Here is a 24,189-nt window from a genome sequence, read left to right as displayed (position 1 = left end):
GTTGGTTGTTGAGATAAGCTAAAGGTAGGGCTCCCAAGGAGAGCATCCATGCTGGAAACCCCCAATGCCAATCTGGCCTCACCGGAAAAACCTTCGCCTTCCCTCTCTGCCGAAACCCTCAACAAGCTGATCGAGAGCAATGCTGAAAGTCGGCCTTGGGGGAGCTTTACAGTGCTGGAAGAGGGCCCTGGCTACAAAATCAAGCGGATCGTGGTTTTGCCCAAGCATCGCCTTAGCCTGCAGTTGCACTACCATCGCAGCGAACACTGGATCGTCGTTGCCGGCACCGCCAAGGTCACCTGCGGAGATGAAGAAAAGCTCATCACGGCCAACCAATCCACCTACGTGCCCCCTTGCACCAAGCATCGCCTGGAGAACCCCGGCGTCATCCCTCTGGTGATTATCGAGGTGCAAAACGGCCAGTACTTGGGCGAAGACGACATTGTCCGCTTCAGCGACGACTACGCCCGGGTTAACGGTGGGCAAAAGTAGCCAATCTCAAATGGCCTAGGCGAGCTCTTCGCTGCTGAGGATCGCGATCCTCTAGAACAGCATCACCAGCAGGGCAACCACCAACAACAGCACAGCCCACATAGCCTGCCAGAAGGGATGGTAGCTGGTGAGTAGTTGGCCATGGCGGCTTTGAAAGCGGGCCAGATCCAGGTAAGGGGCCACCCCCCGTCGGAACCACCCCACTGCGGATCCCTCTTGGCCGATTACCCCCCCTGCCTGGCGCGCTCCAAACAGGAAGTTGCCCAGCGGCCCAAAGCGGGAAGCATAGCGCAGGAAGATCATCCCTGTCTCATCCTGGAACTTGAGATCGGAGCCAAAGCGATAGCCCGGATCCCCCCGCCCGATCACCCGCCCCTCCAACTGCATCGGCAACCCGCGCAAGGGGCTGGCGTAGGGATTGCTCATGGCCTTCAACACGGTCAACGCTGGCGGGTTTTCTAAGCTGGGGTACATCACTGTCATCTTCAGCAGCAGGCCCAAGCCCACCCCCATCAGGATCAGCCCGGCAAACATTTCATAGAAGCCCACCTGCAAGGCCGGGATCCCGAGCAGCGCCCCCACAATCGCCCCCAGCCACTCGGCGTTCAACAGCAGCACATCCAGGAGGAAGTTCCCGTAGAGCTGTTGCCGGTTGAGCTGCTTGCCCTGGGCAACCACGCTGGCCATATCGAACTCCACCGGCAGATCCAGTTGCTCCGCATAGGTGCTCAGCGCCCGTACCCGTTTGCCCGTGAGGGGATGGGTGGAGTTCAGCTCCATCCACCAGGCCCAAGGGTTAAACAGATCCCACAAAAATACCCTGCCCACCTGGCCGGGATCCGAGGCAACCCGGTAGGCCGTCCCCGCCGTAACAGCCGCCTTGGCATCGTAGATCCCCAAAGCCCGCGTTCCTTCCAGCAGGCGAGCACTGCGCTGTCGGGTTTCCTCATCCCGCTCCCGCTCTCCCTCTTGCACAATGCCGTAGGCAATTTTCACCAAAGCCCGCGAGAGCCCATTGGGGTTGCCGGTGGTTTCGGCAGCAAAGTGGTCGGCAAAGTACTCCCGCACCCGCGACAGATAGAGCAATAAATAGGAGCCAGCCACGTAGAAAAAGTAGGCGACCAAGGCCAGGAAGCGGAGGCTTCTGTCCACTTTGTCGTCGCCGCGCGCATTGCGCATGTAGACGTAGAGAAGGTAGAGAATCTGCACCAGCGTGGAAGCCAGGGTCATGACGGCGAAATCCCAGTGGATCACATGCCCCAGCTCGTGGGCATAGACCGTAGCCACCTCTTCATCTTCCAAGTAGGTGAACAACCCTTCGCTGACGACGATGCGGGCCGTATCCGGCAGGCTGCCGTAGGTAAAAGCAGTGGGGTTTTGGTCGCGGATCAGCCCCAGCTTCGGCTGCTTCAGCTTGTACTGGCGGCAGACCCGTTCAATGACCTCCGCACTCTCTGGGCTGCGACGCCCGATTTCCGCCAAGCTCACCCACTCGGTGCCATAGAGGCTGTGCTGGATCCAGTCCATCAGCCAGGGAGACAAGAAGAAAATCAAAGCGTTGAAGGCGAGGGTGAGCAGAATGGCGAAGATGAAAGAGCCCAGAGAGAATCCCCCCTCTAAGCTGCCCAAGACGGTCAGGAAAAGCACAAACACCATACCGAACAGCAGGCTCAGGGTCACACCTGAGGCCGCCGTCAGGTTGCCGGCAAAGCTGGCCAAAATCAGCGAGACCCCCACCTGAGGCGCGCGGTAGCTGCGCTTGGTTTGCCCAATTTTGAGACCTGAGGTGGCGGGATCCAATTCCGCTAGGGTGCGGCTGGGGTTGAAGCAATAGCGGCTCAGCCAAACGCTCAATAGACGCAGCTCGTGAGGATTCAGGCTTTTCAGAGGCTCCAGCCACAGGGCTGCCTCCACCGACAGCATCACCGTCGAGACGGCGCTGGGATTGCGAAACAAGGTGGGCAAGAGGGGCAGAACCTCCTGTTTTTGCCCAGAAGTGAGGCTGTGAAAACCCAAAACCGCCTGGCGGAGCAAACCAGGCGGCTGAGGAAGGTCGGCAGTAAGCAACTGGCGATCGCTGACAAAGCAGTAGCGGCTTAGATCCGGACTCTCCGGGGACTCCGTCCCACTGACGGGTTCGCGAGAGGGTCGCGTAGCGGTAAAGTGCTCTGCACTGCTAACACGACCGGGATCCACCTTGTCTGTCGCCGGCTCCGGATCCAGCCTCACCTGAGTTTTCCAGTCGGCAGCCTGCTGGCCCATGGGGCGGCTGTAGAGGGCCAACCGTTTGACTTGGGGGTAGCGAGTGGGAATCGCCTTCTGGAACCAGGCCGTCAACTCCTCATAGTTGAGAGCAAGGCCGGCAGGGCGGTTGATCATAATGACGAGGGCATAAGCCTTGGGACTCTCCTGGAGCGGTTGGGCTTTGGCCTGTAATCTAAGGTGGGGATTGGCCAGCGCCTGCTCCAGCCACTGCACCACTTCCTGTTCGTTCATGGCCCTCTCCCGGATCTAGTGGGGTGAAGAAGATCAACTATTCATCAACCATTCAACTGTTGCCTCGGTTGCCGACTGCCGATTGGCCTCACGGGAGCTATTCTGGCATTTCCTCCCGTCAACGGGATCCCCATCCTCCTACCAGCCCAGTACAGTTCCCCTGCTGGGAAAGCATGAGAACCTGAGCTTTGGGAATTTTTGGCTACAAAATCGAGCGCTGCCCTTCTGGGCTGATACCAATAATGGTGAGCTGGCAATCCAACACTTTGAAACCGTACTTTTCTGCCACCTTCTGGGTGATGTTAAGAATGGCGTTGTTTTTGAACTCGATCACCTTGTTGGTCTTGACGCACACCAGATGGTGGTGGTGGTGGGGGGCCGGCTGGTTGATCTCGTAATGTTTGTGCCCTTCGGTCAGTTCCAGTTCTCGCAAAATGCCCATGCGGGACATCAGCTTGACGGTGCGGTAAATGGTGGAAAGGCTAATGTTGTGGCCTTCTTCCCGCAACTTTTTGTGCAACTCCTCCGCGCTCAGATGCGTGCCCTCAGGCAAGTTTTGAAACGTTTGCAGGATGATCTCCCGCTGCCGAGTGGCTCGCCAGCCTTTGGCATTGAGCTCTGCCTTGAACGCCTCTTCGGTGTAGACCATGATGCCGCCCCTCCGCTGTTGGGCAACGTCGCCGTAACAGTCAATAAGTTCTGTAATTGATAATAACTTCATTTATGACGACACCACCCGACTTGGTTGCTGAAGACATCGTTCAGGCTCAGTTCAGGCCCAATAGAACAGGGACGCAACTGAGGCGCATGGGCTGCCGGGAGAGCCTCGGGAAGGGTGCGGGAAACCCAATCCCTCATCCATCCGGGATGAGCTAGCCTACAGAGCAGAGCCATGTGGCGGACTGTTTCTGGTGTTCGGGCGCGCCTAGGCTAACATACTCAAGAAAAGGCCCGCGGCATCCTGACAGCGTTGGCAAGCGTAGTGATCGGGGAAGGAAAACGAAAATGCGGTTTGAGCAGCCCAAAACCTATTCCATTTCTCTGGGTGGCTGGGGGTTCTGGCTGGGATCCCTGGCGTTGGCAGCTTTGCTGACCAGTGTCGGGCTGGGGTGGCTGGTCGCCGGATTGGTGGCTCTGTTGCTGTTTTTGCTGTCCTTGCCGGTATTGGTGCTCCTGGCCTTTCGCTGGTGGGCGCGCCGCTGGATTACCACCGATCGCTGCCCGGTGTGTGGGTCGGAATCGCAAGCCATTGAGGGCAGCCATTTCTTTTGCCCCAATTGTGGAGAGCCGCTGTTTGTTGCAGACGGACGTTTTTATCGGCAAACGCCCCCCGGCACCATCGATGTAGAGCCTGTGGAAGAGGGTGGCTGGGAATTGACGAGCTGATGCCCCCTCGGTTGCCGGGATGTTTAGAGGGTGTTTTCCGTGAAAAGTGCTATGCCTGCGGCACCCCATGGTGCTACACAACACTGTTGCTCCGCAACGCTGACGCCACGGCACGAACGACATCTGTGGGGCTGGCCCAGCAGACAGCTGGTTTCCAGCTGGGTTGGGCTGCTCTCGGCGGCCACTCTGTTGCTGAGTTTGTCTCCCACTTCTCAGGCGACGGAGCAGGGATCCCTGCAACCTCAGGTGGAAACTTATCTGGCTCAGTTGGCCGGTCGGGGGTTTTCGCCCACAGCTCAGGGGGTTTGGCTGCAGATGGAGGATCCTTCGCCTCAGCGGGACAGAATCCTTGTTTTGGGACAGCATCAGGGATCCACACCCTTGCCGGCTGCTTCTTTGACCAAGGTGGCAACGACCCTGGCCGCTTTGCAGCACTTTGGCCCGCAGCACCGCTTTGTTACCACCTGGCTGGCCACTGGCCCCTTAACTGCTGAGGGAGTTCTACAGGGGGATCTCTGGGTTCTGGGGGGGGAGGATCCCTTGTTCGTCTGGGAGGAAGCCTTCTCCGTCGGCAACCTGCTCAATGCCTATGGGATCCGCCAGGTGCGCGGGGATCTGGTGGTGGTGGGCCGCTTTTACATGAACTTTTCCCGGGATGTGGCGCAATCGGGATCCCTGTTGCGGCAGGGGCTGGATGCGCGGCGCTGGCCGCCAGAGGCGGAGGCCCAATTTCAAACCTTACCCCCCGGCACACCCAGACCGCAGGTGGAGATCTTGGGTTCGGTGCGGGTTGCCCAGCAGATCCCGCCCGGCGCTCAGGTTTTGCTCAGACATGAGTCCCCCCCCCTCATTTACCTCGTCAAGCTGATGAACCTCTACAGCAACAACTCCATGGCCGAGATGTTGGCCGATGCGGTGGGGGGTGCTGACCAGGTGGCGCAAATTGCCCGAGCCATCACCGGGATCCCGCCCGAAGAGCTACACCTGATCAACGGCTCCGGGTTGGGGGTGGAAAACCGCATTTCGCCGCGGGCCAATGTAGCTATGCTTCAAGCCATCCAGTCTCTTCTGGAGGAGCAGGGGCTCACTCTGGCGGATGCTTTTGCCGTCGTTGGCCAAGATGTGGGAGTGTTGGAGCGGCGTCTGTTGCCAGGGATCCTAATTGCCAAGTCGGGCACCCTGAGGAGCGTCAGCACCTTGGCGGGTGTATTGCCAACCGAGCAGGGGGACATCTGGTTTGCCCTGATGAATGGCGGATCCGATCTGGTCGGCTTTCGCACCCAGCAGGGACAATTCCTCAGCCGCCTCCAATCCCAATGGGGATCCCCCACCACCTTGCCTGAGCGTTGGATCCCTCGCTCTGGAGATACGGGATCCCGCACAGAGCTGAACCCCCGTCTTTGAAACTGGGCGTCAACAGCCCTCAACCCAGAAACCTCGTCCGGCAGGGATCCTCCCCATGGGGCGTACAGGGATCGAACCTGTGTAAGGCAAATTATGAGTTTGCTGCCTAAACCGCTCGGCCAACGCCCCTGATTCTTTTACTCTAGCGTTTACTCTAGCGCCCTTGTCTCCTCCAGAAGCGGCTGAAAACAGGATAAGCTGCATGTCGGTGGTTAGGATCTGACGCCATGGCTGCGCCGCGTTCTTGGCAGGGGCAAATGGCCCTGGGCTTGGGGCTGATTGCCTTGTCCTCGGCTCTCTGTTTTGGCTTCTTGGCCGTTGGGCAGCACTATCTCTACGAGGATGGATCCGCTGTGGATTTCCAGCCTGCCGGGGAGAGTTTGGCTTTGTCTCCCGCCCCCAGTACTGGGCCTCCGACGACACCGCCCCTCCCTAACCCCCCCTCTTCCGACGGCAATCTCCCAGAGGGATCCCCGCTGCAGCTCTGGCTTGTTACTTTTTTAACCGTGTTTGTGGCGGAAATGGGCGACAAAACCCAGTTGGCAACCTTGCTCATGAGTGCCCAATCCCAATCGCCTTGGGCGATCTTTTTCGGTTCCGCCGGTGCCTTGGTGACCGCCAGTTTTTTCAGCGTAGTGTTGGGAGAAGGTCTGGGCCAAGTCATTCCCCCGGGCTGGCTACAATGGTTGGCGGGTGCAGGGTTCCTGGTGATCGGGGGCTATGTATTATGGCAGGAGTGGCGGGGGAACAAGCTCCCAGAGGGCTAGCCTCCCTGAGCAGCCGATGCCAACCCGGCAGGACAGAGTGGAGAACAACCGAGGAACGTGTTGATCCAAGACAACGACAGCCGAACCCCGTCTTTTTTGCTGCGGCAAATGGCCGGACGGGCCGCCCTAGTGAGCTTTGGCTCGATTCTGCTGGCCGAAATGGGCGATAAAACCCAATTGGCGACCCTGCTCCTCAGTGCCCGCTCGCAAAACGCTGGGGTAATCTTTTTGGGCGCTGCTGCTGCTTTGATCAGCACCAGCCTAATTGGGGTGTGGGCAGGAGCTTGGGTGGCCCGCCTGATCCCACCTCGCTGGATCAAAACCCTGGCAGGCGTGGGGTTTGTTGTGATGGGCCTAGTCTTGTTGTGGGGATCCCTGCCCATAGCCGGCTGAGCAGAGGGCTTCAGGATGGCTTCGGCAAAGCGTGATAGGATTAAGAGCGCCTCACTTTGACACTTCAAACTGAGGACCTTCACTTGAGTCCGGACAACCGGTCAGGAAAACCAGCATGGCCAAAAAACGCAACCTGAAGCGGGAAAAAGCCGAGCGCAACCGCGAATATGCCAAACAGTTCCAAAAAAGTCGTGCTCGCAATGGCCGCCGCTTCCGTTCTGCCCCCCGCGACAACGAGGCCAGCGCTGGCGAAGAACAGCAGTAAGGTTGTTTTTGTCGAGATGCTCTGTCGGTCAATCCTGTGAGCGGAGCTAGTTCAACAAACCTGCTATCGTATGCAGGGGTGGGCCGGAGCGGATAAGCATGAAATATCGACGGATTCTACTGAAGTTGAGTGGTGAAGCCCTGATGGGGGAGCGCCCCTACGGGATCGACCCCGAGGTCTTGAAGTCCATTGCCGGCGAAGTGGCCTCAGTGGTACGGGCCGGTGTGCAGGTGGCGATTGTGGTGGGAGGGGGTAACATCTGGCGCGGGCGCAAAGAGGCGGCTGCCCAAGGGATGGATCAGGCTTCTGCCGACTACGTAGGGATGCTGGCCACCGTCATCAACGCCTTAACCCTGCAGGATGCCATTGAGCGAGCCGGGATCCCCACCCGGGTGCAGACGGCCATCGCCATGCAGGAGGTGGCGGAGCCCTATATTCGTCGCCGCGCCATTCGTCACCTGGAAAAGGGGCGGGTGGTGATTTTTGGGGCAGGATCTGGCAACCCCTTCTTCACCACCGATACCACTGCGGCCTTGCGGGCGGCGGAGATCGATGCCGAGGTGATTTTCAAAGCCACCAAGGTGGACGGAGTTTACGATGCGGATCCCAAGACTCACCCTCAGGCCCGCCGCTACGATGTCCTCAGCTATCAGGATGTGCTGAACCGCGATCTGCGGGTTATGGACAGCACCGCCATCGCCCTCTGCAAGGAAAATCAATTGCCCATCGTGGTCTTTGACCTGACTACCCCTGGCAATATTTATCGAGTGGTGCAGGGAGAACCCATCGGCACTTGGATCGGACAGCGGACGGTCGAGAACAACGGGATCCCCAGCCCAGGAGAGTTGATCCCAAGTTAGGGGGGAAATCGGCCTTGAGAGTCCGGCGACGCCCTAGCCAGGATTGAGTCCGAAGGATAGCCTGGCTCAAGGGTGTGCTCAGGCCGTTTGGAGGGAAAGGCAATGACAGATCAGGTTCAGCATTCGGCCCAAAAGGATCCCGTCTTGCCCAAATGCTCTGCTGCCCAAGGCGCTATACCCAGGTCACCCCATGTTGCTACGCAACGCTTACGCGAACGCTGGGGTCGGCGTCTTTTGCAGAGCTTGATTTTCCTGTTGGTTCTGGTCGGGGGATTGGGCTACTGGCAGTGGCAGACCTGGCTCCAGCCGGTGGGCGGCCCAGAACCGATCCAAGTAACAATCCAGCCGGGCAGCAGCAGCCGTCTGATCGGGCAAAAACTGCGCCAAGCAGGGGTGATTCGCTCAGCTCTGGCTTGGGAGCTGTGGAGCCGCACCTTCGGGCGCGACTGGGTGTTTCAGGCGGGCACCTACGCTTTGGATCCCAACCAGGACATGCTGGCCGTGGCCCAGCAACTGCGGCAGGGAAGGATCCTGCAAAGACGTCTGACCATCCCGGAGGGTTGGCGCATCGAGCAAATGGCAGAGGCTCTGGCCCAGCGCAACTGGCTGGCAGCCGATGCCTTCATTGCCGTGACCCGGGTGATTCCCCCCCTCGACTGGCTGCCCCCCAACTTGAGCTCACTAGAAGGCTACCTGTTCCCAGACACCTATCTTTTCCCCATCGAACAGGTGGAGGGATCCCTGCCGGATCGGGAAAAGGCCCAGATGGTGGTCGACGCCATGCTGCAGCGATTTGTCGCGGTGGCCCTGCCCCTGTTTCGCCAGCACACCACTTCCCTGTCTCTGCACGAGTGGGTTACCCTGGCCAGCATTGTGGAGCGGGAGGCCGTGGTGCCGGAAGAACGCGCTTTGATTGCAGGTGTCTTTCTGAACCGGCTTAAGAAAGGGATCCCCCTGGGAGCCGATCCGACGGTGGAATATGCCTTGAATATCCGGCAAACCCCAGATCGCCGCCTCACCCTTGCGGAGGTGCGCACCCCCTCTCCCTACAACACCTACCTCAACCCGGGCTTGCCCCCTGGTCCCATCGCCAGTCCGGGCTTGGCCAGCCTAAAAGCCGTTTTGCAGCCTGAGCAAACCGACTATCTCTACTTTGTGGCCCGCTACGATGGCACCCACGTTTTCAGCAAAACCCTAGCAGAGCACGAGGCAGCCCAATTGCAGATTATTCAAGAGCGTCGGCAAGCTGCCCAGGGATCCCACCATAGTCCTCAACCCAGTCCTTAGCCGAGGAGCGGATGGTACACAAACCTTGGTTCAAGCTCCTGCAACCGGATCTGGTGGTGGCCGGCACTGTCTTAAAGTTGCGGGCAGAAGACCTGTGGGCCTGGCAGGTAAAAGGCATCATCTTTGACGTAGACGGTACACTGGTGCCGAGCCGACAGGTTGAGGTGGATCCCGCTGTGGCTGCTTGGCTGGAGCAGTTGCGTCCGCACTTTCAAATTTGGCTGGTGAGCAACAACCTCAATCGCAACCGGATTCAACAAATCGGAGAAAGCCTGAACCTGCCCTACATTCACCGCGCTGGGAAACCCTCACGGCGGGCTTTGCGGCGGGCCGTAGCCCAGATGGGCTTGCCGGTAGAAGCGGTGGCTATGGTGGGAGACCGCCTGTTGACGGATATTTTGGCGGGCAATCGACTGGGGTTGGTAACCGTGCTGGTCAACTCCCTCTTGTCCGAAGCAGTCGAAAAGAACCCTGCTACCCTCTAGGGGCTGCGCTTTTGAGAGATTTGAGAGTTGGACAACTGTAATTGTTTCAAACTGAATTGAAAAGGTTTCCAAGCACTCCCCCTTTCCTTCGCAAAGAGAGAAGACCAAAAGACAATCCTGCTGCTCGGAAGGACTTAGTCACTCCAGTTTAGGGTGAGACGCCTGGGCAGCTGAGAAAAGCCCTGTGGCCCCATGCATGTTTCATGCATGTTTTAGGTTTGGGTACACTGTCCCAGTTTGAATCGAAATGACCAACCACAGGTTGTCAGCGCTGACAACTGCTGACCGGATGGGTAGCACATCTAAAAATCAAGACAAAAATCGAGAGAGATTTTCCAGACCTGACCCATCTGCCCCAATTTTTTGTAGAGTGACGGCAGGTGAGCCGGATCCCGCGTTGAAGCCCAGTAGGCGGCGGTGTGAGGGCGGTGTGAGATCCAAAGGTCAAGCATGCGAACCATCCCTATTGTCAAGTCTGCCATGCAACGGCTAAAGTCCATGCTGCAAAAATCCCTGCGTTCTGCTGCGACTTCCCCCGGCTCCAGATCCTCGCTTGTATCCAATGGACGGAGCCTGATCAAGCTGGGCAGCTTTCTGGCCTTGCCGTTGATATTCTCGACATCACCCGCTTGGGCTTTAACAGTGATGGCGCGTCCGGATCTGCGCGACCTCAAACGTGCAACCGTGTTTCGGGTGGTCAACTACAACACCCTGGTTGTTCAGCTTGAAGGAGACTTGAATTTGCGGCTGGTGCAACTGATTGGGATCGATCCCTTGCCTGACCCGATCAACCCCAACTGGACGGAGTTGCGCGGACAAACCCCTCTGGCAGTTTACAATGCCGGCCAATATCTGCAGACTGCTCTGCTGGGACGTGAGGTGTTTTTGGAGTTGGATCCTGCCCTAGCCCCTGCTCCCACCTTGCCTGCCTACGTTTGGCAAGCCAATACCCTCATCAACCAGGAAATGCTGTTTTTGGGGCATGGCCTGTTGTCGCCTCAAGCCGATGGCTTGAAGTACGGCCCCATTCTTACTGAAGCTGCCGATGCAGCCAAAAGACAAGGACGCGGCTATTGGACAACCTACGGCCCTCGCTAGAGACCAAGCCAAACCCAGAGCTGGAATTGCCGGCCTGTTTGTTGAGAATAATCTCAACAGCCATCTTCCGCCGGTCGGTGAGAGGTAGGTATTGTGGGCATAGCTGCTCCGAATGGCAGAGAAACAGCCCGAAGATTCTGAGCTCTCCTCTCCACTCTTGGCTGGTCACCCCCCAGAGCCGAGCTGCCGGGAAAGGGTTGAGCTGCTCTCTTGGGATTTCTCGCTTGTTTATGATGATCTCGTGTGGGTTTCCAAACGCGGGCTGCCCAGCTTTTCAGGGAAACGTAAGGGATCCCACTGTGGGGTTTGGAGTTCCCTATGGCGGATGAGTTGCCATTTACCTTAGATCAGCTCCTCATTGTGCGGGCAATTGCCCAGCAGGGTAGTTTTCGCCGTGCTGCCGATAGCCTGTTTGTCTCCCAGCCTGCCGTCAGCTTGCAAGTACAGAACCTGGAGCGACAGTTGGGGGTGGTGCTGTTCGACCGCAGTGGGCGCAAGGTGGAGCTGACGGATGCCGGGAAAGTGGTGCTGCAGTACAGCGAGCGCATCCTCAAGCTGTGCCGTGAGGCCGTCGAGGCCCTAGCGGATTTGCAGAAAATGGAGGGGGGGCATCTGGTTCTGGGGGCCAGCCAAACGGTGGGCACCTATGTCATGCCTTCTTTGATCGCCCAATATCACCGCCGCTATCCACAAATTTCCGTACAGCTCTTGGTGCAATCCACGCGGCGAATTGCCCAGAAATTGGTGGACGGCCAGTTGGATGTGGCCATTGTTGGCGGGGAGATCCCCTTTGAGCTGCAGCGGCACTTGAAGGTGATGGCTCTGGCGGAAGATGAATATGTGTTGGTCGGTGCTCCCGGGTGTGCCATCGACTCTCCGGCTCTTGTGGATCTGCTGGCTTTGCCCTTCATCACCTTGGATCCCCAGTCTTCCACTCGGCAAACCATCGATCGGGTGCTGAACCGCCACGGCATTAACCCGGCCCAATTGAACGTGCGGCTGGAACTCAGCTCGATTGAGGCGATCAAAAATGCCGTCCAGGCGGGGTTGGGGGTGGCCTTTCTGTCCATGGTGGCAGTGGGATCCGATGTGGAACAGGGACGGTTCCGGAAGCTGGCGGTGGAAGGGCTACAGATACGGCGTACCCTCTGGCTGGCTTTTAACCCGGAGCGCTATCAATCGCAGGCAGCCACCCGCTTCCTCCAAGGGCTGCTGACCCGCCAAGACTGGCTGAAAACTCCCCCGCCCCATTTGCAGTTGATCGGCTAAGTTGCGATGCGTTACGGCCTTTTCCGAGTTGATGGGATCCCAGGTAGATTCCGGTGGATTGAGCAGGATCCCTGTTCAAAGAGATACGAGAGATATTTCCGTATAGGTGCATTCGCTGTAGCCAATGCTGCTCCGGAAGAAACTGCATCTGCTGAATCTGTCTGTGTCTACTGACCCCAAGCCGATGACCAGGCAAACGCTGTTGGAACGACTCCCCCTGGCCCAGCGCTTGGCGGAGTTACAGGCCCGCGTTCAAGAGATCCCGCTGCACAGGGTGAAATTGGAAGGGTTGAACATCGCAGGGGCAGAGTCCTGCTGGGCTGCCTATCGAGACTGGGGAAAAGGGATCCCACTGCTGTTTCTGCATGGCTTTATGGCCACTCATGCCAACTGGTGGCCGCTGATGCAAGGGTTGGGAGACGAATATCGCTGCATTGCCTTGGATTTACTGGGGTTCGGGCAGTCCGGCCAACCGGCCTTGCACTACGACATCGCTGCAGAAGTAGAGTTTGTGCGCGGATTTGTCCAAAGGCTGGGCCTAGCTGCTCCGGTTTTGGTGGGCCATTCCTTTGGGGGATGGGTGGCGGCAGCTTACGCCGTGCGGTATCCGCTGCGGGGGTTGGTTTTGTTGGCTCCTGCCGGGATCCGCGACGACAGCTTTGTGAGACGCTACAACCATTTGCGGCCCTTGCTCTGGGAAAGCGCTTGGGTGGATTGGCTGTTGCGGGCGATCGCTCCGCTGGCCCGCTGGTGGCATTGGGAAGACAAGCTGGCCCAGCTCTTGTGGTTGCGGGGATCCCTGCGTCAGCAGCCGGTCGCTCGGCAATTTCTCCGACAACGTCTGCGCCCACAAGCTGCTGTCGATACGGTTGAACGTTATCTCAACTACATTCAGGCCCCCACCCTGGTGATCGCCGCCGAACAGGACGACACCATTCCCCTCTGGCACTGCCAAACCTATGCCGAAGGGATCCCTGGGGCTCAGCTCAAGATCCTGGCCGGGGCCGGCCACGCCATCCCTGCCTTGCATGGGGAACAGGTGCTGCCCCTGATCCGGGAATTTCTCGACACAGCCCTTTCCGCACAATGCGGGCTTTGAGCTGGGGCTGTAGCGTATGGCCGAGAGAGGAATGCCGCTTGCCAGATGGCGATGCCCGATAGGCGACGGAGCGCCGCCCAAGGGGAACGCCTGACCCTAACCAGCGGGCGGTTTCTGCTAGAAACCCATCAGACGAGCAACAGCGGACAGCTCAGGGACAACGCCGGTGTGGATAGGAGCGGATCCCTGGTGGCTGGCCGTGTCCGGATCCTTAAGGCCATTGCCCGTCAGCACGCACACCACCTGTGCTCCAGCAGGCACCTGCTCTCGCCATTTCAGCAATCCTGCCACCGAGGCCGCGCTGGCCGGCTCGCAAAAGATCCCTTCTTCGGATGCCAGGAGACGATAGGCTGCCAGAATCTCCTCGTCGGTGACGCTATCCACCTGACCGCCGCTCACCTGCACTGCCGCCTTGGCCTTCACCCAACTGGCAGGATTGCCGATGCGAATGGCCGTGGCCACCGTCTCTGGGTGTTCCACCACCCGGTTCAACACCATGGGGGCAGCACCGGCAGCCTCGAAGCCGTAGAGACGAGGGCGACGGGTAGCCTTGCCCTGCTGGCGGTACTGGCAAAACCCCATCCAATAAGCCGTGATGTTGCCCGCGTTGCCCACCGGAATACAGAGCCAATCGGGGGCATCCCCCAAAGCATCCACCACCTCGAAGGCGGCGGTTTTCTGCCCTTCCAAGCGGAAGCGGTTGACCGAGTTCACCAGGGCCACCGGGTAGGTTTCCGCCAGCTGCCGCACCATAGCCAGCGCTTGGTCGAAGTTGCCTTGAACGGCGATGATCTCCGCCCCGTACATCAGGGTTTGGGCCAGTTTGCCTTTGGCCACGTAGCCATCGGGGATCAGCACATAGGCCCGCAGACCTCCTTTGGCCGCAAAGGCAGCAGCCGCCGCCGAGGTGTTGCCGGTGCTGGCGCAGATCACGGCCTCTGCTCCGGCCTCTTTGGCCTTGGACACGGCCATCGTCATACCCCGATCCTTAAAACTACCGGTGGGGTTGAGGCCCTCCAACTTCAGGTAAACTTGACAGTCTCGCCCCAGCCGTTGGCTCAAAGCCGGGGAAGGCACCAGAGGCGTGTTGCCCTCATGTAGCGTGACCACAGGTGTGCTGGCGCTGACGGGGAGCCATTCCCGATAGTGCTGGATCAGGCCGGGCCAAAGCCCCACTTGCGCGCGGGATCCGGCTATACGAGGGGGATGGGTGGGATTCAGGGTCGCCATGCCGCAGAGGACACCGAGGCTAATCAAAGACCGGCTTTCTCACTGTAGCTGTTCGTGGAGGGGTTCGTATCCACCTCCCGCAGCGGCGGCAGAAACATCTTCCTGATCCCCTCTCTTCAGAAGCTGGGGAGCGGAGGAGCTGCAGGTCGCAAGGCCAGAGCCTGCACCAGAGAGCGCAACTTCAGACGAATCTCGGCCAGCTCTTGCTCTGGGTTGGAGTCAGCCACAATCCCGGCACCGGCATACAAGCGGGCCCAATTCCCCCGAATTAGGGCGGAGCGGATCCCCACCACAAACTCGCCATTGCCCTGTAAGTCTACCCAGCCCAAGGGAGCGGCATAGCTGGAGCGATCAAAGGGTTCCAACCGCTCTAGCCACTGCAGCGCCGCCTGTTGGGGATACCCTCCCACCGCTGCCGTCGGGTGGAGCTGGGCCAGCAGATCGAACAGATGTACATCGGCGGGGAGCTCCGCCTCGATCAAGGTTTGCAGATGCTGGATGTTGGCTAGACGGAGCAGCCGCGGTTGCGGGGAAATGCAGGGATCCATTCCCAACCGACTCAGAGCCTCCCGGATCGAGCGCACCACCCACTGGTGTTCGCGGCGGTCTTTGGGGCTGCGGAGCAGCTCCTCGGCCAACTGGCGATCCTGGACAGGGGTGGCGCCGCGGGCGGCGGAGCCGGCTAAGGCATCGATCTGCACCCGGCCTTGCCACACGGAAAGCAAGCGCTCCGGGGTGGCCCCCAAGAAAACCTGGGGAAAGGCCCCCTCTTGGACCAGGGGGAGAGGCCTGGCCGGCAAATTCCCCCGAGCATCTGCCTCCAAGGACTTCGGCCCGCTGACACCAGCGGCAAAGGCAAAGATGCTGCAATCGGGATGATCTGTTTCCAGGTAGGCCAGCAGGGACGGAATTGACGGCGGGACAGGCAAGTGCAGATCCACGGCTTCGGCCAGCACCACTTTCTCCAGGGATCCCGCCTGAATCACCTGCAGGGCTTTTTGGATGCGCGCCAAGAGGGGGGCTTCCTCCAAGTTCACTGGCACAGGAGCTTGCAATTCCCACGAGGGCAAGGGGGATCGAGAAAGGCGCTCCATTTGGGCAAAAAAGGCGGTGATCTGCCCGGCCAAAGCCGCTAGGTCGCTCTCGGGGTCGATTTCCAGATTGAGCCGCGCCACCGCCAGAGATCTCCAGGAGCCTGGTACCTGCAACAGTTGCCAGCGCGGCAGAACCAGCGCCGCCCCCCCTTTGCTCCTGGGGCTGAAACTGAGGCGACAGAAACACAGAGGGCGTTCCTGCCGGCTGCCTGGGAATCTTCCCACTTCCGAGGGCTCCGTTCTGCCAATGCAAGCGGCATGGACGTGGGGCTGCAGCTCTTCTACAAAGCTCCGTGCCGCCCGCAAGCCCCCTTCTCCCGCGAGATCAACCTGCCGCAGGGATCCCCATCCCAACACCCGCACCCTTTCCCCGTGGGCCTTGTGGGAGAGATAACAGTAGCTCGGGAATCGGTTTGTGGGGAGCGAACCCAGCCTCTGGGCCAGCACCGCCAGCGGATCCAGCTCTGGGATGGGCTGCGACAAGCTGAGGATTTGGGGAACACCCCGCGCCCGCGCCATCTGTTGGCAGGCGGCTAGGAAGGGATCCCAGTAGCGCCGATTCCCCGTCTCGCCTGTCCAAGCAGAAGTGCGCATCGGCGGCCATGCTCTCGGCCACTCCAGGCACTCAAGCGTACCGTGGGCATTCCGAGGGGAAAGAGAAGAGGTCATGCGAAAGAGCAAAGAGAACGATCCCACCTTGGCCGAAAACAGGACACCTGTCGATGGAGACCGGCAGGAGATGACTTTAGGATAAGAGATTAGGAGAAGAGACGGCAGCCTGGGCTTTTGGGGGCCAGATCTGAGGAGCTTCTTCACGGACTGCAAAGTTTCTTAGCATCCTGGAGAATGCTTCCTAAGGCGCTCTACCTTACAGAACAGATATAGACAGATCCGGAGACGGGCCCCAGAGCAGGCTTGCTCCCCAAGGAGAATTCGCATGCATCCAGATGTCAGCCAAGTGCAGCCAGCAGCAGAGGCCGCATGGAGCAACCGCTCTCGCCGGCAATTGTGGATGGCTGCCCTTAAGCCCCCCATGTACAGCGTGGCGATCATGCCCATCTGGGTGGGATCCGCCATTGCCTACGCCCAGTCAGGGGTACTGGATTTGGGGGTTTTGGGGGTGTTTTGGGGAGCTGCCATCTGCATCTTGGCCTGGGTCAACCTCAGCAACGACGTGTTCGATGCCCAGACAGGGGTGGACAAAAACAAACTCCACTCGCTAGTCAACCTGACGGGCAAGCCGGGGCAGGTGTTTTGGGTGGGGAATGCCTTTTTGGCTCTGGGGCTGCTGGGGATCCTGTGGCTGAGCTGGCGGCAATCGGATCCCACGGTGCTGCTGTTGGTGCTGCTGGCCTGCGGGCTGGGCTATGCCTACCAGGGGCCGCCCCTGCGCCTGGGCTATCAGGGCCTGGGCGAGATCCTCTGCTTTTTCAGCTTTGGGCCGCTGGCGGTTTTGGCCGCCCACTACAGCCAAAGCCAGACCTGGTCGCTGCCGGGGTTGGCAGCCTCACTGGTGGTGGGAATGGCGACCAGCTTGATTTTGTTTTGTTCCCATTTCCATCAAGTGCAGGATGACCTAGCCTGCGGCAAGCGCTCGCCGGTGGCCCGCCTGGGGACTTTGCGCTCGGCCCGCCTCATCCCCTGGCTCTGCGGCAGCCTTTTTGGCCTGATGCTGCTGTTTGTGGGGCTGGGGATCTTTCCAGCTTGGACCCTGCTGAGTTTGGCGGGGATCCCGTTTGCAGTGCGGCTTTCCCGCCTGCTGGGGGCTTACCATGACCAGCCGCAGCGGATTAGCCACTCCAAGTTCATCGCCGTCAGTCTCCATTTTTGGCTGGGGCTGTTTCTGGGGTTGGGGTTCATCCTCAGCCGCTATGGCTGAAGGCTGAAAAGTCGGCTTAAGGCTAGGTGTGCGCGGGATCCCCCCGGTGCAGCCGGCAAAATGGGATAAGCTACAGCCTAGAGTGCTAGCTCAGAGCGTTGGCTCCAAGGGGAGTGGTCAGTTCGGGTCGAGGTGAGGCGGCAGCAAGAATAGGATGGGGCGATTCTTCAATTCCAACCTGGGAGTGGCGCTGTTGGGGAGCAGCATCTTGGCTGCTTTGGTGGGCTGGGCCTTGTCGATCGACATCGAGGAAGTGAAGGTGGAGTCTCCTTCCCCCGATCAGCCCCTCTCGGTCAGCCGCAGGGTAGACATCTTGGGTCGTCGGGGAGGACATCAGCGTTGGCGGTTGATTGCCGAGCAGGTGGATCTGGCAGCTGGGCAACAGGTATTTGAACAGGGGGCACACGGCTACTTCTACGGAGAAGGTGCCGACCGGCAAAAAGGGGTGCCGGATCCCTTTTTTGATAGCAGCGAGCAGATGACTTGGCGGGCCAAGCGAGCCCGCTACAATGCCACCGCCGATGAGCTGTATTTGGATGAGGAGGTGGAGGTGAGGAGCGGCGACGGCAGCTTGCTCTTGACCAGCGCCTTGAGAGTCACCCCCGAAGAACGCATCGAGGTGCCGGCGGAGTTCACCCTCAAAGGCCGGGAAATGGTGCTGCAGGGCCGCTCCGGTTCGTTTAACTTTCAGTTTGCCCTTCTCAGGGCCGAGCAGGGCAAGCTGATAGTGTTGCCCCCAAACGGCTCGGCACCCACCTCCACCACCATCACCGCCGACCAGATCACCTACGACCGCACCAACCAGGTGGCCGAGGGGAAAGGGAACCTGCGCATTCGCGAACGTGGCATCGAGATTCGCGCTCCCCAAGGCACCTACCTGCGGCAACAGGCCCAAAGCATTCTCTCCGGCGGTGTGGTGTTGCAAGAGGTGGCCGGCGACAGCAGCCGGGATCCCTTATTGGCCGATCTGCGCTTGGCCCAGGCCTCTCCCGGCCCGGAGGCGACCCCAGACCAACAGGATCAAGAAGTCACCATCATTGCCGACCGCCTCACGTACGACCGCAACACACAAATTGCCCAAGGGGAAGGCAACCTGGAGATCCGCCAGGGGGAAACCATCATCCAGGCGGCCCAGGGCACCTACCGCCGCCGCGAATCCCAAAGTCTGTTGACGGGAGGAGTTACCCTGGAAGAACCCGGACGGGTGCTCACCTCAGCCCGCCTAGAGGGCAACCACCGCGACAAGATCTTCTTCTTTGAAGAGAACGTCCTTTACCGGCAGATGGCTGCCTCTACCCCCACGCCCGGCGGGGGATCCCTGACGGAAGAACTGCGCCAAGCCGAAACCGAAGTGCGGGCTGCCCGCCTGGTTTACAACTCCCGCACCGGTACTTCCGAGTTTAGCGATGCCGTCGAGTTTATCCAGCGGGGACGTAGGGCCAAGGCCAACCAAGCCACCATCACCCCTGAAAAGGTGGAGCTGCGGGGAGAGGTGGTGATCGAGCAGATCGAAGGGGACTGGCTGGCGCGGCGCTTGCAAAACTCAGAGACCCAGGCGGATGTGGATCAGCCGACGGTGATCTACGCCGACCGGGTGGAGATCGACCAAGCCAGCGGCGATGCCCGCTTCTTCGGCAATGTGGTTATTGTGCAGGCCAACCGCGCCATCGAAGGGGATCGCGCCGATTACTTCGACCGAGAACAAATTTTCAAAATCAGCGCCGAACAGGCTCCTGTGGTGCTCTGCGATCGGGGAGAGGTCGGCCGCCTTCCCGGGGAGAGCACCCAAGCTCTGCCGGGCCGCAACGCGCTGGATCAGATGTGCCGGGGCGCCAATCGCCTCAGTGGCAAGCTGGTTACCCTGAACATAAAACAAGATGAATACACCGTCGAAGGAGACGAGCAGCAGCAGGGAATGTTTCAGTTTCGCATCACCGACGCCCTCTGACGGGCTCCATCTGGGGTTTTTTATCGTCTAGGTTTGGCTGAGGTTGTGATCCGAGGTGATGTCATGACGGCTCCACTCGCCGAGGGCAAACTGCGCAGAACCCCTGCTCAAGCGGGCAGCTTTTGGGGATCCCTGAGATTGGGAGCTGCCTTTTTGGAGTTTTATCTCTTCAAAGAGATGATCCGCCCCTTCTTTCTGGGGGTGGCCGGGGGCACGGTGATGATGCTGGGCAACCAGCTGTTTATCTACACCGATCTGCTGGTGAAAAAGGGCGCCCCTCCCCTGACCATTTTGCACATTCTCCTCCTCAATTTGCCCGCCATTTTGGTGGTCACCTTTCCCATTGCCGGCCTCTTTGCCACCTTGCTCACCCTGGGCAAAATGGGAGCCGACAGCGAGATCACCGCCCTGCGTGCTGCTGGGATCCCCTATCGCAAAGTGTTTATCCCCGTGCTCTGTATTGGCCTGCTGATCAGCGGCTTGGCGCTGTTGACCAATGAAGTGATTGTGCCGGAAACCAACCAAAAGGTGAAAATCCTGAACAAGAACCTCATCTTGGCTCAAGATGCTCTTTTGTTTAATCCAGAAGAGATCGTGCGGGTGGATGATGATCTCTGGTTTCATGTCGGATCGATTGACCCGAAGACCGGCTTGATGCAGGATTTGTTGATCCTGGATCGCAAAGCTGAGACCGGCCACCTGCGCTATCCGCAGGTGATCTCCGCTCAAACCGCGCAGCAGGTGGGCCAATCGTGGCAACTGCGAGATGTGGTGATCCGCCGTTATGACGAGCAGGGGCGCACCTACTATGAAGGCCAGGTGGAAGAAATGCAGCTCAACATCGTCAACAAACTGGTGGGCCTGGTGTACGCGGAAAAAGTGCCCCAAGAGCAACGGGCGGGGGAGCTGTGGGAGCAGTGCCAGCGATATCGAGCGGAGCAACGCCCTTCTGCCGATGTGGCCCGCTGCCTGACGGAATACCACCTCAAGTTCGCCATTCCTTTGGCCAGCTTTTTCGCCATCTTGGTGGCTGCCCCCTTGGGCCTGCAAACGGTGCGGCAAACGGGGCGCTACGGCGGCGTGGCGCTAGCGATTGTTCTGGTGTTTATTTACTATGTACTGATGAGCCTGGGACGAGCGATGGGTCGAGTGGAGCATATCGATCCCTGGCTGGCTGCCTGGTTGCCGAATATGATTTTCGGTGGGGTGGGCTTCTCTTTACTGTGGCGGTTTTTACGGTGAAATCCTGCAACTTCCCCCCTGACTTCAGCCCTTGGGCAAAGTGGTTGGCTCTTTGCTGGGGCGGCTCCCTGTGGTTGGGGACGGGGGAGGCCGTCTTCGCCCAGTTGGACCCCCTGCCCACTGTTGGCGTCGGCGGGACGGAGTTCTCTCTGGAGGGCTACCAGCGCTTTCGGTCAGCGCAAACACTTGCTCAGCGCCTGCAACTGGCCCGCCGGGCTTCCAGCCCAGAACCGATGGCTGCCGCCGATGAGGAGCCCATCACCTTGGCCGAGGCGCAATCTTCTCTGCCTGCTACAGCCTTGACTGCGGCAACCCCACCCCCTACGGCCCCGGTTTCAGACTTTGGATCCCCTCCCCTTGCCAACTCTCCTGAAAAGCCCCTCACGCCAGAAGAACTGAACCGACAGCGGCTACAACGGCTGTTGGCCGAAGGGGCAGCAGCCCATGCTCGGCGACAGGCGCAGCAGGCCCAGGCAACACCTTCTCCCCAACCCCCTTCACCGGCGACGCCCACCGCGGCAGTTCCCAGCCTGAACTCCCTTCGGCTTTCCCAGCCCATGACTTCTCAGGCTGAAGCCCTGCAGGTGGAAGAGCAACCCTGGCTGCGCCCCACCAACACTGTGCAGTTGCCTGCTCCCACCTCGGCACCCAATGCCGAGAACCCGGCTACGGCTCAACTGCAAGGTGAAGCTGGTTCAGAGGCAAGGTTGCACCGGATCCCAGCTTCGACGGTTCCTCCCTTGATCTCCCAAGCCGGTGGGAGCTTGGATTTGGGCGGTGTCCTGTTGGCAGAGGCCACCCCTGGGTCGGGGCTGACGGGATCCCCTCCAAGGGGAACGGAAGCCTTTATCCCCACCGCTGGCTCACCCCTGGCTCCTCAGCTGCTGGAGCGGTTCCCGCTCCTACAGGATCTGGGCACTGGTGCAGATGCCGTTTCAGCGGCAGAAAATCTTGGCACCGGCAGCCAGGGATCCCAGATTCGCCAGCAACTCTCGGCCACCGCGCAGCGGCAAATCCCCCTCGACCCGGATCAAATCAACGTGAGTGGGGATGTGCTCAGCTACATCGCCGAACAAGACCTGGGCATTGCCGAGGGGAACGCCTTGATCCAACTGGCTGACGGCACCCGCATCACCGGCGACCGGCTGCTGTTTTATCGGCGGGAGCGACGCCTGCGCAGCGAGGGCCCTTTTCGCATGGAGCAGCCCCCTGGCCCCCAAGGGCGCGGGATCCGGCAAATCGAAGGGCGAAATTTGGATCTGGATATCCCCGGTCGCACCGCCCAATTTGAGAGCTCGCTGGTCATTCTGCCGGGGGAGGAGCCGGGCACCAAGGTTTTTGTGCGCAGCCAAGAGACCACCGCCATTTTGGGGGATCAGATCTTTTTCGAGAAAGCCACCGTCACCACCTCGCCAGAGCCGCCCATCACCCACTACGTGCAAGGGGATCGGGTGGAGGTGTTTCCCGATGACCGGGTGATCGTCTACGACGCCCGCGTGTTTGCCGGCGGCGAGCTGACAGAAGCAGGGGATCTGCGGGCGGGCCTGCAGATTGCCTATTTCCCCCTGTTCATCTACAGCCTGCGAGATCACCAATGGGTGCTGCCGGGGCGCAGCGAGACAGAGGGGGTGTTTGTCAAATCCAGTTGGGCCTACCGCTTCGACGAATACAACTTCGGCGGCCTGCGGCTGGATGCCATCCAGAAAAAAGGGGTGGGCATTGGTTTCTTGCATGACTACATCCTGCCCATCCCGGACAGCGTCAACTACGGGCGAGCCCAGTTTTACTTGGTTACCGAAGCCGACCAACAGCGCTTCTCCAGCCGTTTCCGCATCGACCACAACTTCGACTTTTACGCTGCCAACCTCTTTGGGCAGGAAGGCCAACTGCGGGGACAGCTCAACCTCAACCTGGACAACACCTACCGTCCTGCCGGCGGACGCAACGACAACGCCGATCTGCGTCTCAACGCCACCTTTCAGGGGGATCTCTCCACCACCACCCTCAACATCAGCCGCACCGGATCCCAGGAGCGGGGCATCTACAGCTTCCCCCTCACCCTCAGCCACACTCAGCGCTACGGGGGCGTGCATTGGCTGCAATCGGATCTGCGCTTGGACTACAACCAGCGGGTGAGCGTCAAAGATGGCCCCGACTTTGCCGATGCGCGGTTGACGCTGGGCACTCAACTGACCCCACCCGGTTGGGGAGGTACCTATCGCCTGGCCTACCGTGCCTACAGCAGTTCCAATGGCGACAACGAGCCGCGTCGCAACTTCGAGCTGGCCTTTAACCCCGACCTCATTCGCATCACGCCCGATATTGCCCTCAGCAGCGCCCTCACCCTAACTCAAGAGCAACAGCCGGATCAAGAGGTGGGGGCGGGCCTCCACTTTTTCAATCGCTACGAGCTGCGCTCCAGCCTTCAGTTCAACGATATTCAACCGGCTCCCTGGATCACCTTCATGCCGGGTTCTATCGATTACACCCAAGTTCTCTACTCCACTCCTGACCAGGAGTCTACCGTCAGCCTCAACCCTCGCCTCAGTCTCAGACCTGCCGACTGGAATACCATCGACCTGCGCTACAGCCGCACCTTCTACGGCAACAATTCTGTGCCCTTCCAAACTCTCTCCACCAGCCCTAAAGATGTGGATCGCATCAATGCCAACATCAGCTTCTTTACGCCCCGCGATCCCCTACCCGATGTGCCCCCAGGCTACATTGCCTTTGAAGATGACCTGCCCGGCGAGCTGCCGATAGCCCTGACCTTCCCCGACGATACCCCGGAGGATTTGGCAGCGATTGCCTCCCGCAACTTGCAGGATCTGCAGGCAGAGGTGAAAAACCTGGTGCGCCTGGACACCAACCTTGGCTACGACTTCGTTGCCCAGAAGTGGGATACCCTCAACGCCAACTTCACCTGGAGCACCGCCCCTGATCTGTTCAACATTCAGTTGCAGACGGCCTACGACCTGAACCAGGGACAGCTCCAACCCGTTCGTCTGGAATATCGGGGACGCAGCAGCACCACATTTAACCGGGATCAACGCTCTGGCCTGGATGTGTATGAGCCGGGGATCAGCTATGCCCTGCAGGCGGTTTACGATCCCCGGTTGGGCCAGATCTCTACCTATGGCCTGGAGCTGGATGCCACCCTCGGCACGCGATGGCAAAATCACTGGCGGCTGCGCTTGGGCCTGACGGAAGCAGGGATCCGCCGGGTGGAAGTTCGCCGCGACCTGCGGGATTTTGAGCTGCGCCTGGCCTACGATCCGGTAGCCGAGTCGCTGCGCCTGGAAGGGATCCTGGTGGCTTTCCCCAGTCGCCCGGTGGGCCTCACCCAAGAGCGGGGAGATTTTCAACTGACCTCTCCCATCACCTCCCCTATCGGCACCTTTCTGCTCCGCGACGCCGAAGCGACCGGCTGGGATGGCCTCAGGCCCTGATCCCCGCTTCTCCAGGAACCGCCGCCGGCAGGATCCCTGCCAACAG

General features: G+C 59.8%; 20 protein-coding genes and 1 tRNA gene. 16 read left to right on the top strand and 5 right to left on the bottom strand.

Going from position 1 to position 24,189, the window contains the following annotated elements; all coding sequences use genetic code 11:
- Nucleotides 1–48 precede the first annotated feature (48 nt).
- Entirely contained in the window at nt 49–492 is a 444-nt protein-coding gene (locus tag ACVWY9_RS10910; protein WP_011433853.1) for a phosphomannose isomerase type II C-terminal cupin domain, read from the top strand.
- Nucleotides 493–543: 51 nt separating this feature from the next.
- Here ACVWY9_RS10910 and ACVWY9_RS10905 read toward each other — a convergent pair whose 3' ends face one another.
- Both ACVWY9_RS10905 and ACVWY9_RS10900 read right to left on the bottom strand, forming a co-directional pair.
- Nucleotides 544–2,988 carry a M48 family metalloprotease gene (locus tag ACVWY9_RS10905; protein ID WP_457388347.1) on the bottom strand — a complete coding sequence of 815 codons (2,445 nt, stop codon included), beginning with the start codon at nt 2,986–2,988 and terminating at the stop codon, nt 544–546.
- 202 nt (nt 2,989–3,190) lie between these two features.
- Nucleotides 3,191–3,637 carry a Fur family transcriptional regulator gene (locus tag ACVWY9_RS10900; RefSeq protein ID WP_011433855.1) on the bottom strand — a complete coding sequence of 149 codons (447 nt, stop codon included), beginning with the start codon at nt 3,635–3,637 and terminating at the stop codon, nt 3,191–3,193.
- Between the two features lie 356 nt (nt 3,638–3,993).
- On the opposite strand from ACVWY9_RS10900, the gene ACVWY9_RS10895 reads away from it, so the two are divergent.
- Both ACVWY9_RS10895 and ACVWY9_RS10890 read left to right on the top strand, forming a co-directional pair.
- A complete protein-coding gene (locus ACVWY9_RS10895; protein ID WP_414389207.1) occupies nt 3,994–4,374 on the top strand; it encodes a hypothetical protein in 381 nt (126 codons plus the stop codon).
- 198 nt (nt 4,375–4,572) lie between these two features.
- Nucleotides 4,573–5,778, top strand: a complete 1,206-nt coding sequence (locus tag ACVWY9_RS10890) for a D-alanyl-D-alanine carboxypeptidase (RefSeq protein ID WP_457388346.1) — start codon at nt 4,573–4,575, stop codon at nt 5,776–5,778.
- A 56-nt stretch (nt 5,779–5,834) separates the two neighbouring features.
- Here the strand turns inward: ACVWY9_RS10890 and ACVWY9_RS10885 are convergent.
- Nucleotides 5,835–5,907, bottom strand: a tRNA-Ile gene (locus ACVWY9_RS10885).
- A 98-nt stretch (nt 5,908–6,005) separates the two neighbouring features.
- Here ACVWY9_RS10885 and ACVWY9_RS10880 point away from each other — a divergent pair.
- The 9 genes from ACVWY9_RS10880 (at nt 6,006) to ACVWY9_RS10840 (ending at nt 13,301) form a co-directional block, all read left to right on the top strand.
- Entirely contained in the window at nt 6,006–6,545 is a 540-nt protein-coding gene (locus ACVWY9_RS10880; RefSeq protein WP_457388345.1) for a TMEM165/GDT1 family protein, read from the top strand.
- Between the two features lie 57 nt (nt 6,546–6,602).
- The gene (locus ACVWY9_RS10875) at nt 6,603–6,938 is read left to right on the top strand and encodes a TMEM165/GDT1 family protein (protein WP_011433859.1); all 336 of its coding nucleotides are present in this window, start codon (nt 6,603–6,605) and stop codon (nt 6,936–6,938) included.
- A 115-nt stretch (nt 6,939–7,053) separates the two neighbouring features.
- Nucleotides 7,054–7,203, top strand: a complete 150-nt coding sequence (locus tag ACVWY9_RS10870) for a hypothetical protein (RefSeq protein ID WP_011433860.1) — start codon at nt 7,054–7,056, stop codon at nt 7,201–7,203.
- Nucleotides 7,204–7,301: 98 nt separating this feature from the next.
- Nucleotides 7,302–8,063: a UMP kinase gene (pyrH, locus tag ACVWY9_RS10865; RefSeq protein ID WP_011433861.1), complete on the top strand. Its 762-nt coding sequence runs from the start codon at nt 7,302–7,304 to the stop codon at nt 8,061–8,063.
- A 102-nt stretch (nt 8,064–8,165) separates the two neighbouring features.
- On the top strand, nt 8,166–9,350 hold the full coding sequence (gene mltG, locus ACVWY9_RS10860) for an endolytic transglycosylase MltG (RefSeq protein ID WP_457388344.1): 1,185 nt from the start codon (nt 8,166–8,168) through the stop codon (nt 9,348–9,350).
- Between the two features lie 11 nt (nt 9,351–9,361).
- The gene (locus ACVWY9_RS10855) at nt 9,362–9,835 is read left to right on the top strand and encodes a YqeG family HAD IIIA-type phosphatase (protein ID WP_457388343.1); all 474 of its coding nucleotides are present in this window, start codon (nt 9,362–9,364) and stop codon (nt 9,833–9,835) included.
- A gap of 450 nt (nt 9,836–10,285) precedes the next feature.
- Nucleotides 10,286–10,933 carry a thermonuclease family protein gene (locus ACVWY9_RS10850; RefSeq protein ID WP_457388342.1) on the top strand — a complete coding sequence of 216 codons (648 nt, stop codon included), beginning with the start codon at nt 10,286–10,288 and terminating at the stop codon, nt 10,931–10,933.
- A gap of 318 nt (nt 10,934–11,251) precedes the next feature.
- Nucleotides 11,252–12,202 (top strand): LysR substrate-binding domain-containing protein, encoded by a 951-nt coding sequence (locus tag ACVWY9_RS10845; RefSeq protein ID WP_457388341.1) that lies wholly within the window; start codon nt 11,252–11,254, stop codon nt 12,200–12,202.
- Between the two features lie 184 nt (nt 12,203–12,386).
- Nucleotides 12,387–13,301: an alpha/beta fold hydrolase gene (locus ACVWY9_RS10840; protein WP_457388340.1), complete on the top strand. Its 915-nt coding sequence runs from the start codon at nt 12,387–12,389 to the stop codon at nt 13,299–13,301.
- A gap of 117 nt (nt 13,302–13,418) precedes the next feature.
- Here ACVWY9_RS10840 and thrC read toward each other — a convergent pair whose 3' ends face one another.
- Both thrC and ACVWY9_RS10830 read right to left on the bottom strand, forming a co-directional pair.
- Nucleotides 13,419–14,531 carry a threonine synthase gene (thrC, locus tag ACVWY9_RS10835; RefSeq protein WP_414407018.1) on the bottom strand — a complete coding sequence of 371 codons (1,113 nt, stop codon included), beginning with the start codon at nt 14,529–14,531 and terminating at the stop codon, nt 13,419–13,421.
- A 116-nt stretch (nt 14,532–14,647) separates the two neighbouring features.
- A complete protein-coding gene (locus ACVWY9_RS10830) occupies nt 14,648–16,294 on the bottom strand; it encodes an isochorismate synthase (RefSeq protein ID WP_457388339.1) in 1,647 nt (548 codons plus the stop codon).
- A 268-nt stretch (nt 16,295–16,562) separates the two neighbouring features.
- Here ACVWY9_RS10830 and menA point away from each other — a divergent pair, with 268 nt between their 5' ends.
- The 4 genes from menA to ACVWY9_RS10810 all read left to right on the top strand — a co-directional run bounded on the left by menA (nt 16,563) and on the right by ACVWY9_RS10810 (nt 24,143).
- Nucleotides 16,563–17,504: a 2-carboxy-1,4-naphthoquinone phytyltransferase gene (menA, locus tag ACVWY9_RS10825; RefSeq protein WP_457388338.1), complete on the top strand. Its 942-nt coding sequence runs from the start codon at nt 16,563–16,565 to the stop codon at nt 17,502–17,504.
- 154 nt (nt 17,505–17,658) lie between these two features.
- On the top strand, nt 17,659–19,452 hold the full coding sequence (locus ACVWY9_RS10820) for an LptA/OstA family protein (protein WP_457388337.1): 1,794 nt from the start codon (nt 17,659–17,661) through the stop codon (nt 19,450–19,452).
- A 63-nt stretch (nt 19,453–19,515) separates the two neighbouring features.
- The gene (locus ACVWY9_RS10815) at nt 19,516–20,694 is read left to right on the top strand and encodes an LptF/LptG family permease (RefSeq protein WP_414351333.1); all 1,179 of its coding nucleotides are present in this window, start codon (nt 19,516–19,518) and stop codon (nt 20,692–20,694) included.
- Nucleotides 20,676–24,143: a hypothetical protein gene (locus ACVWY9_RS10810; protein ID WP_457388336.1), complete on the top strand. Its 3,468-nt coding sequence runs from the start codon at nt 20,676–20,678 to the stop codon at nt 24,141–24,143. The genes ACVWY9_RS10815 and ACVWY9_RS10810 overlap by 19 nt, the downstream gene beginning before the upstream one ends.
- The last annotated feature ends 46 nt before the right edge of the window (nt 24,144–24,189 follow it).

This window comes from Thermostichus sp. OS-CIW-31 (assembly GCF_054060305.1).
This window is presented reverse-complemented; position numbering and strand designations above follow the sequence as displayed.

Coding starts and splice junctions, on each gene's coding strand:
- ACVWY9_RS10845 (WP_457388341.1), top strand. CDS start 11,252: ATGGCGGATGAGTTGCCATTTACCTTAGATCAGCTCCTCATTGTGCGG.
- ACVWY9_RS10830 (WP_457388339.1), bottom strand. CDS start 16,294: ATGACCTCTTCTCTTTCCCCTCGGAATGCCCACGGTACGCTTGAGTGC.
- ACVWY9_RS10880 (WP_457388345.1), top strand. CDS start 6,006: ATGGCTGCGCCGCGTTCTTGGCAGGGGCAAATGGCCCTGGGCTTGGGG.
- ACVWY9_RS10840 (WP_457388340.1), top strand. CDS start 12,387: ATGACCAGGCAAACGCTGTTGGAACGACTCCCCCTGGCCCAGCGCTTG.
- thrC (WP_414407018.1), bottom strand. CDS start 14,531: ATGGCGACCCTGAATCCCACCCATCCCCCTCGTATAGCCGGATCCCGC.
- mltG (WP_457388344.1), top strand. CDS start 8,166: ATGACAGATCAGGTTCAGCATTCGGCCCAAAAGGATCCCGTCTTGCCC.
- ACVWY9_RS10820 (WP_457388337.1), top strand. CDS start 17,659: ATGGGGCGATTCTTCAATTCCAACCTGGGAGTGGCGCTGTTGGGGAGC.
- pyrH (WP_011433861.1), top strand. CDS start 7,302: ATGAAATATCGACGGATTCTACTGAAGTTGAGTGGTGAAGCCCTGATG.
- ACVWY9_RS10850 (WP_457388342.1), top strand. CDS start 10,286: ATGCGAACCATCCCTATTGTCAAGTCTGCCATGCAACGGCTAAAGTCC.
- ACVWY9_RS10910 (WP_011433853.1), top strand. CDS start 49: ATGCTGGAAACCCCCAATGCCAATCTGGCCTCACCGGAAAAACCTTCG.
- ACVWY9_RS10895 (WP_414389207.1), top strand. CDS start 3,994: ATGCGGTTTGAGCAGCCCAAAACCTATTCCATTTCTCTGGGTGGCTGG.
- ACVWY9_RS10855 (WP_457388343.1), top strand. CDS start 9,362: ATGGTACACAAACCTTGGTTCAAGCTCCTGCAACCGGATCTGGTGGTG.
- ACVWY9_RS10815 (WP_414351333.1), top strand. CDS start 19,516: ATGACGGCTCCACTCGCCGAGGGCAAACTGCGCAGAACCCCTGCTCAA.
- menA (WP_457388338.1), top strand. CDS start 16,563: ATGCATCCAGATGTCAGCCAAGTGCAGCCAGCAGCAGAGGCCGCATGG.
- ACVWY9_RS10870 (WP_011433860.1), top strand. CDS start 7,054: ATGGCCAAAAAACGCAACCTGAAGCGGGAAAAAGCCGAGCGCAACCGC.
- ACVWY9_RS10905 (WP_457388347.1), bottom strand. CDS start 2,988: ATGAACGAACAGGAAGTGGTGCAGTGGCTGGAGCAGGCGCTGGCCAAT.
- ACVWY9_RS10900 (WP_011433855.1), bottom strand. CDS start 3,637: ATGGTCTACACCGAAGAGGCGTTCAAGGCAGAGCTCAATGCCAAAGGC.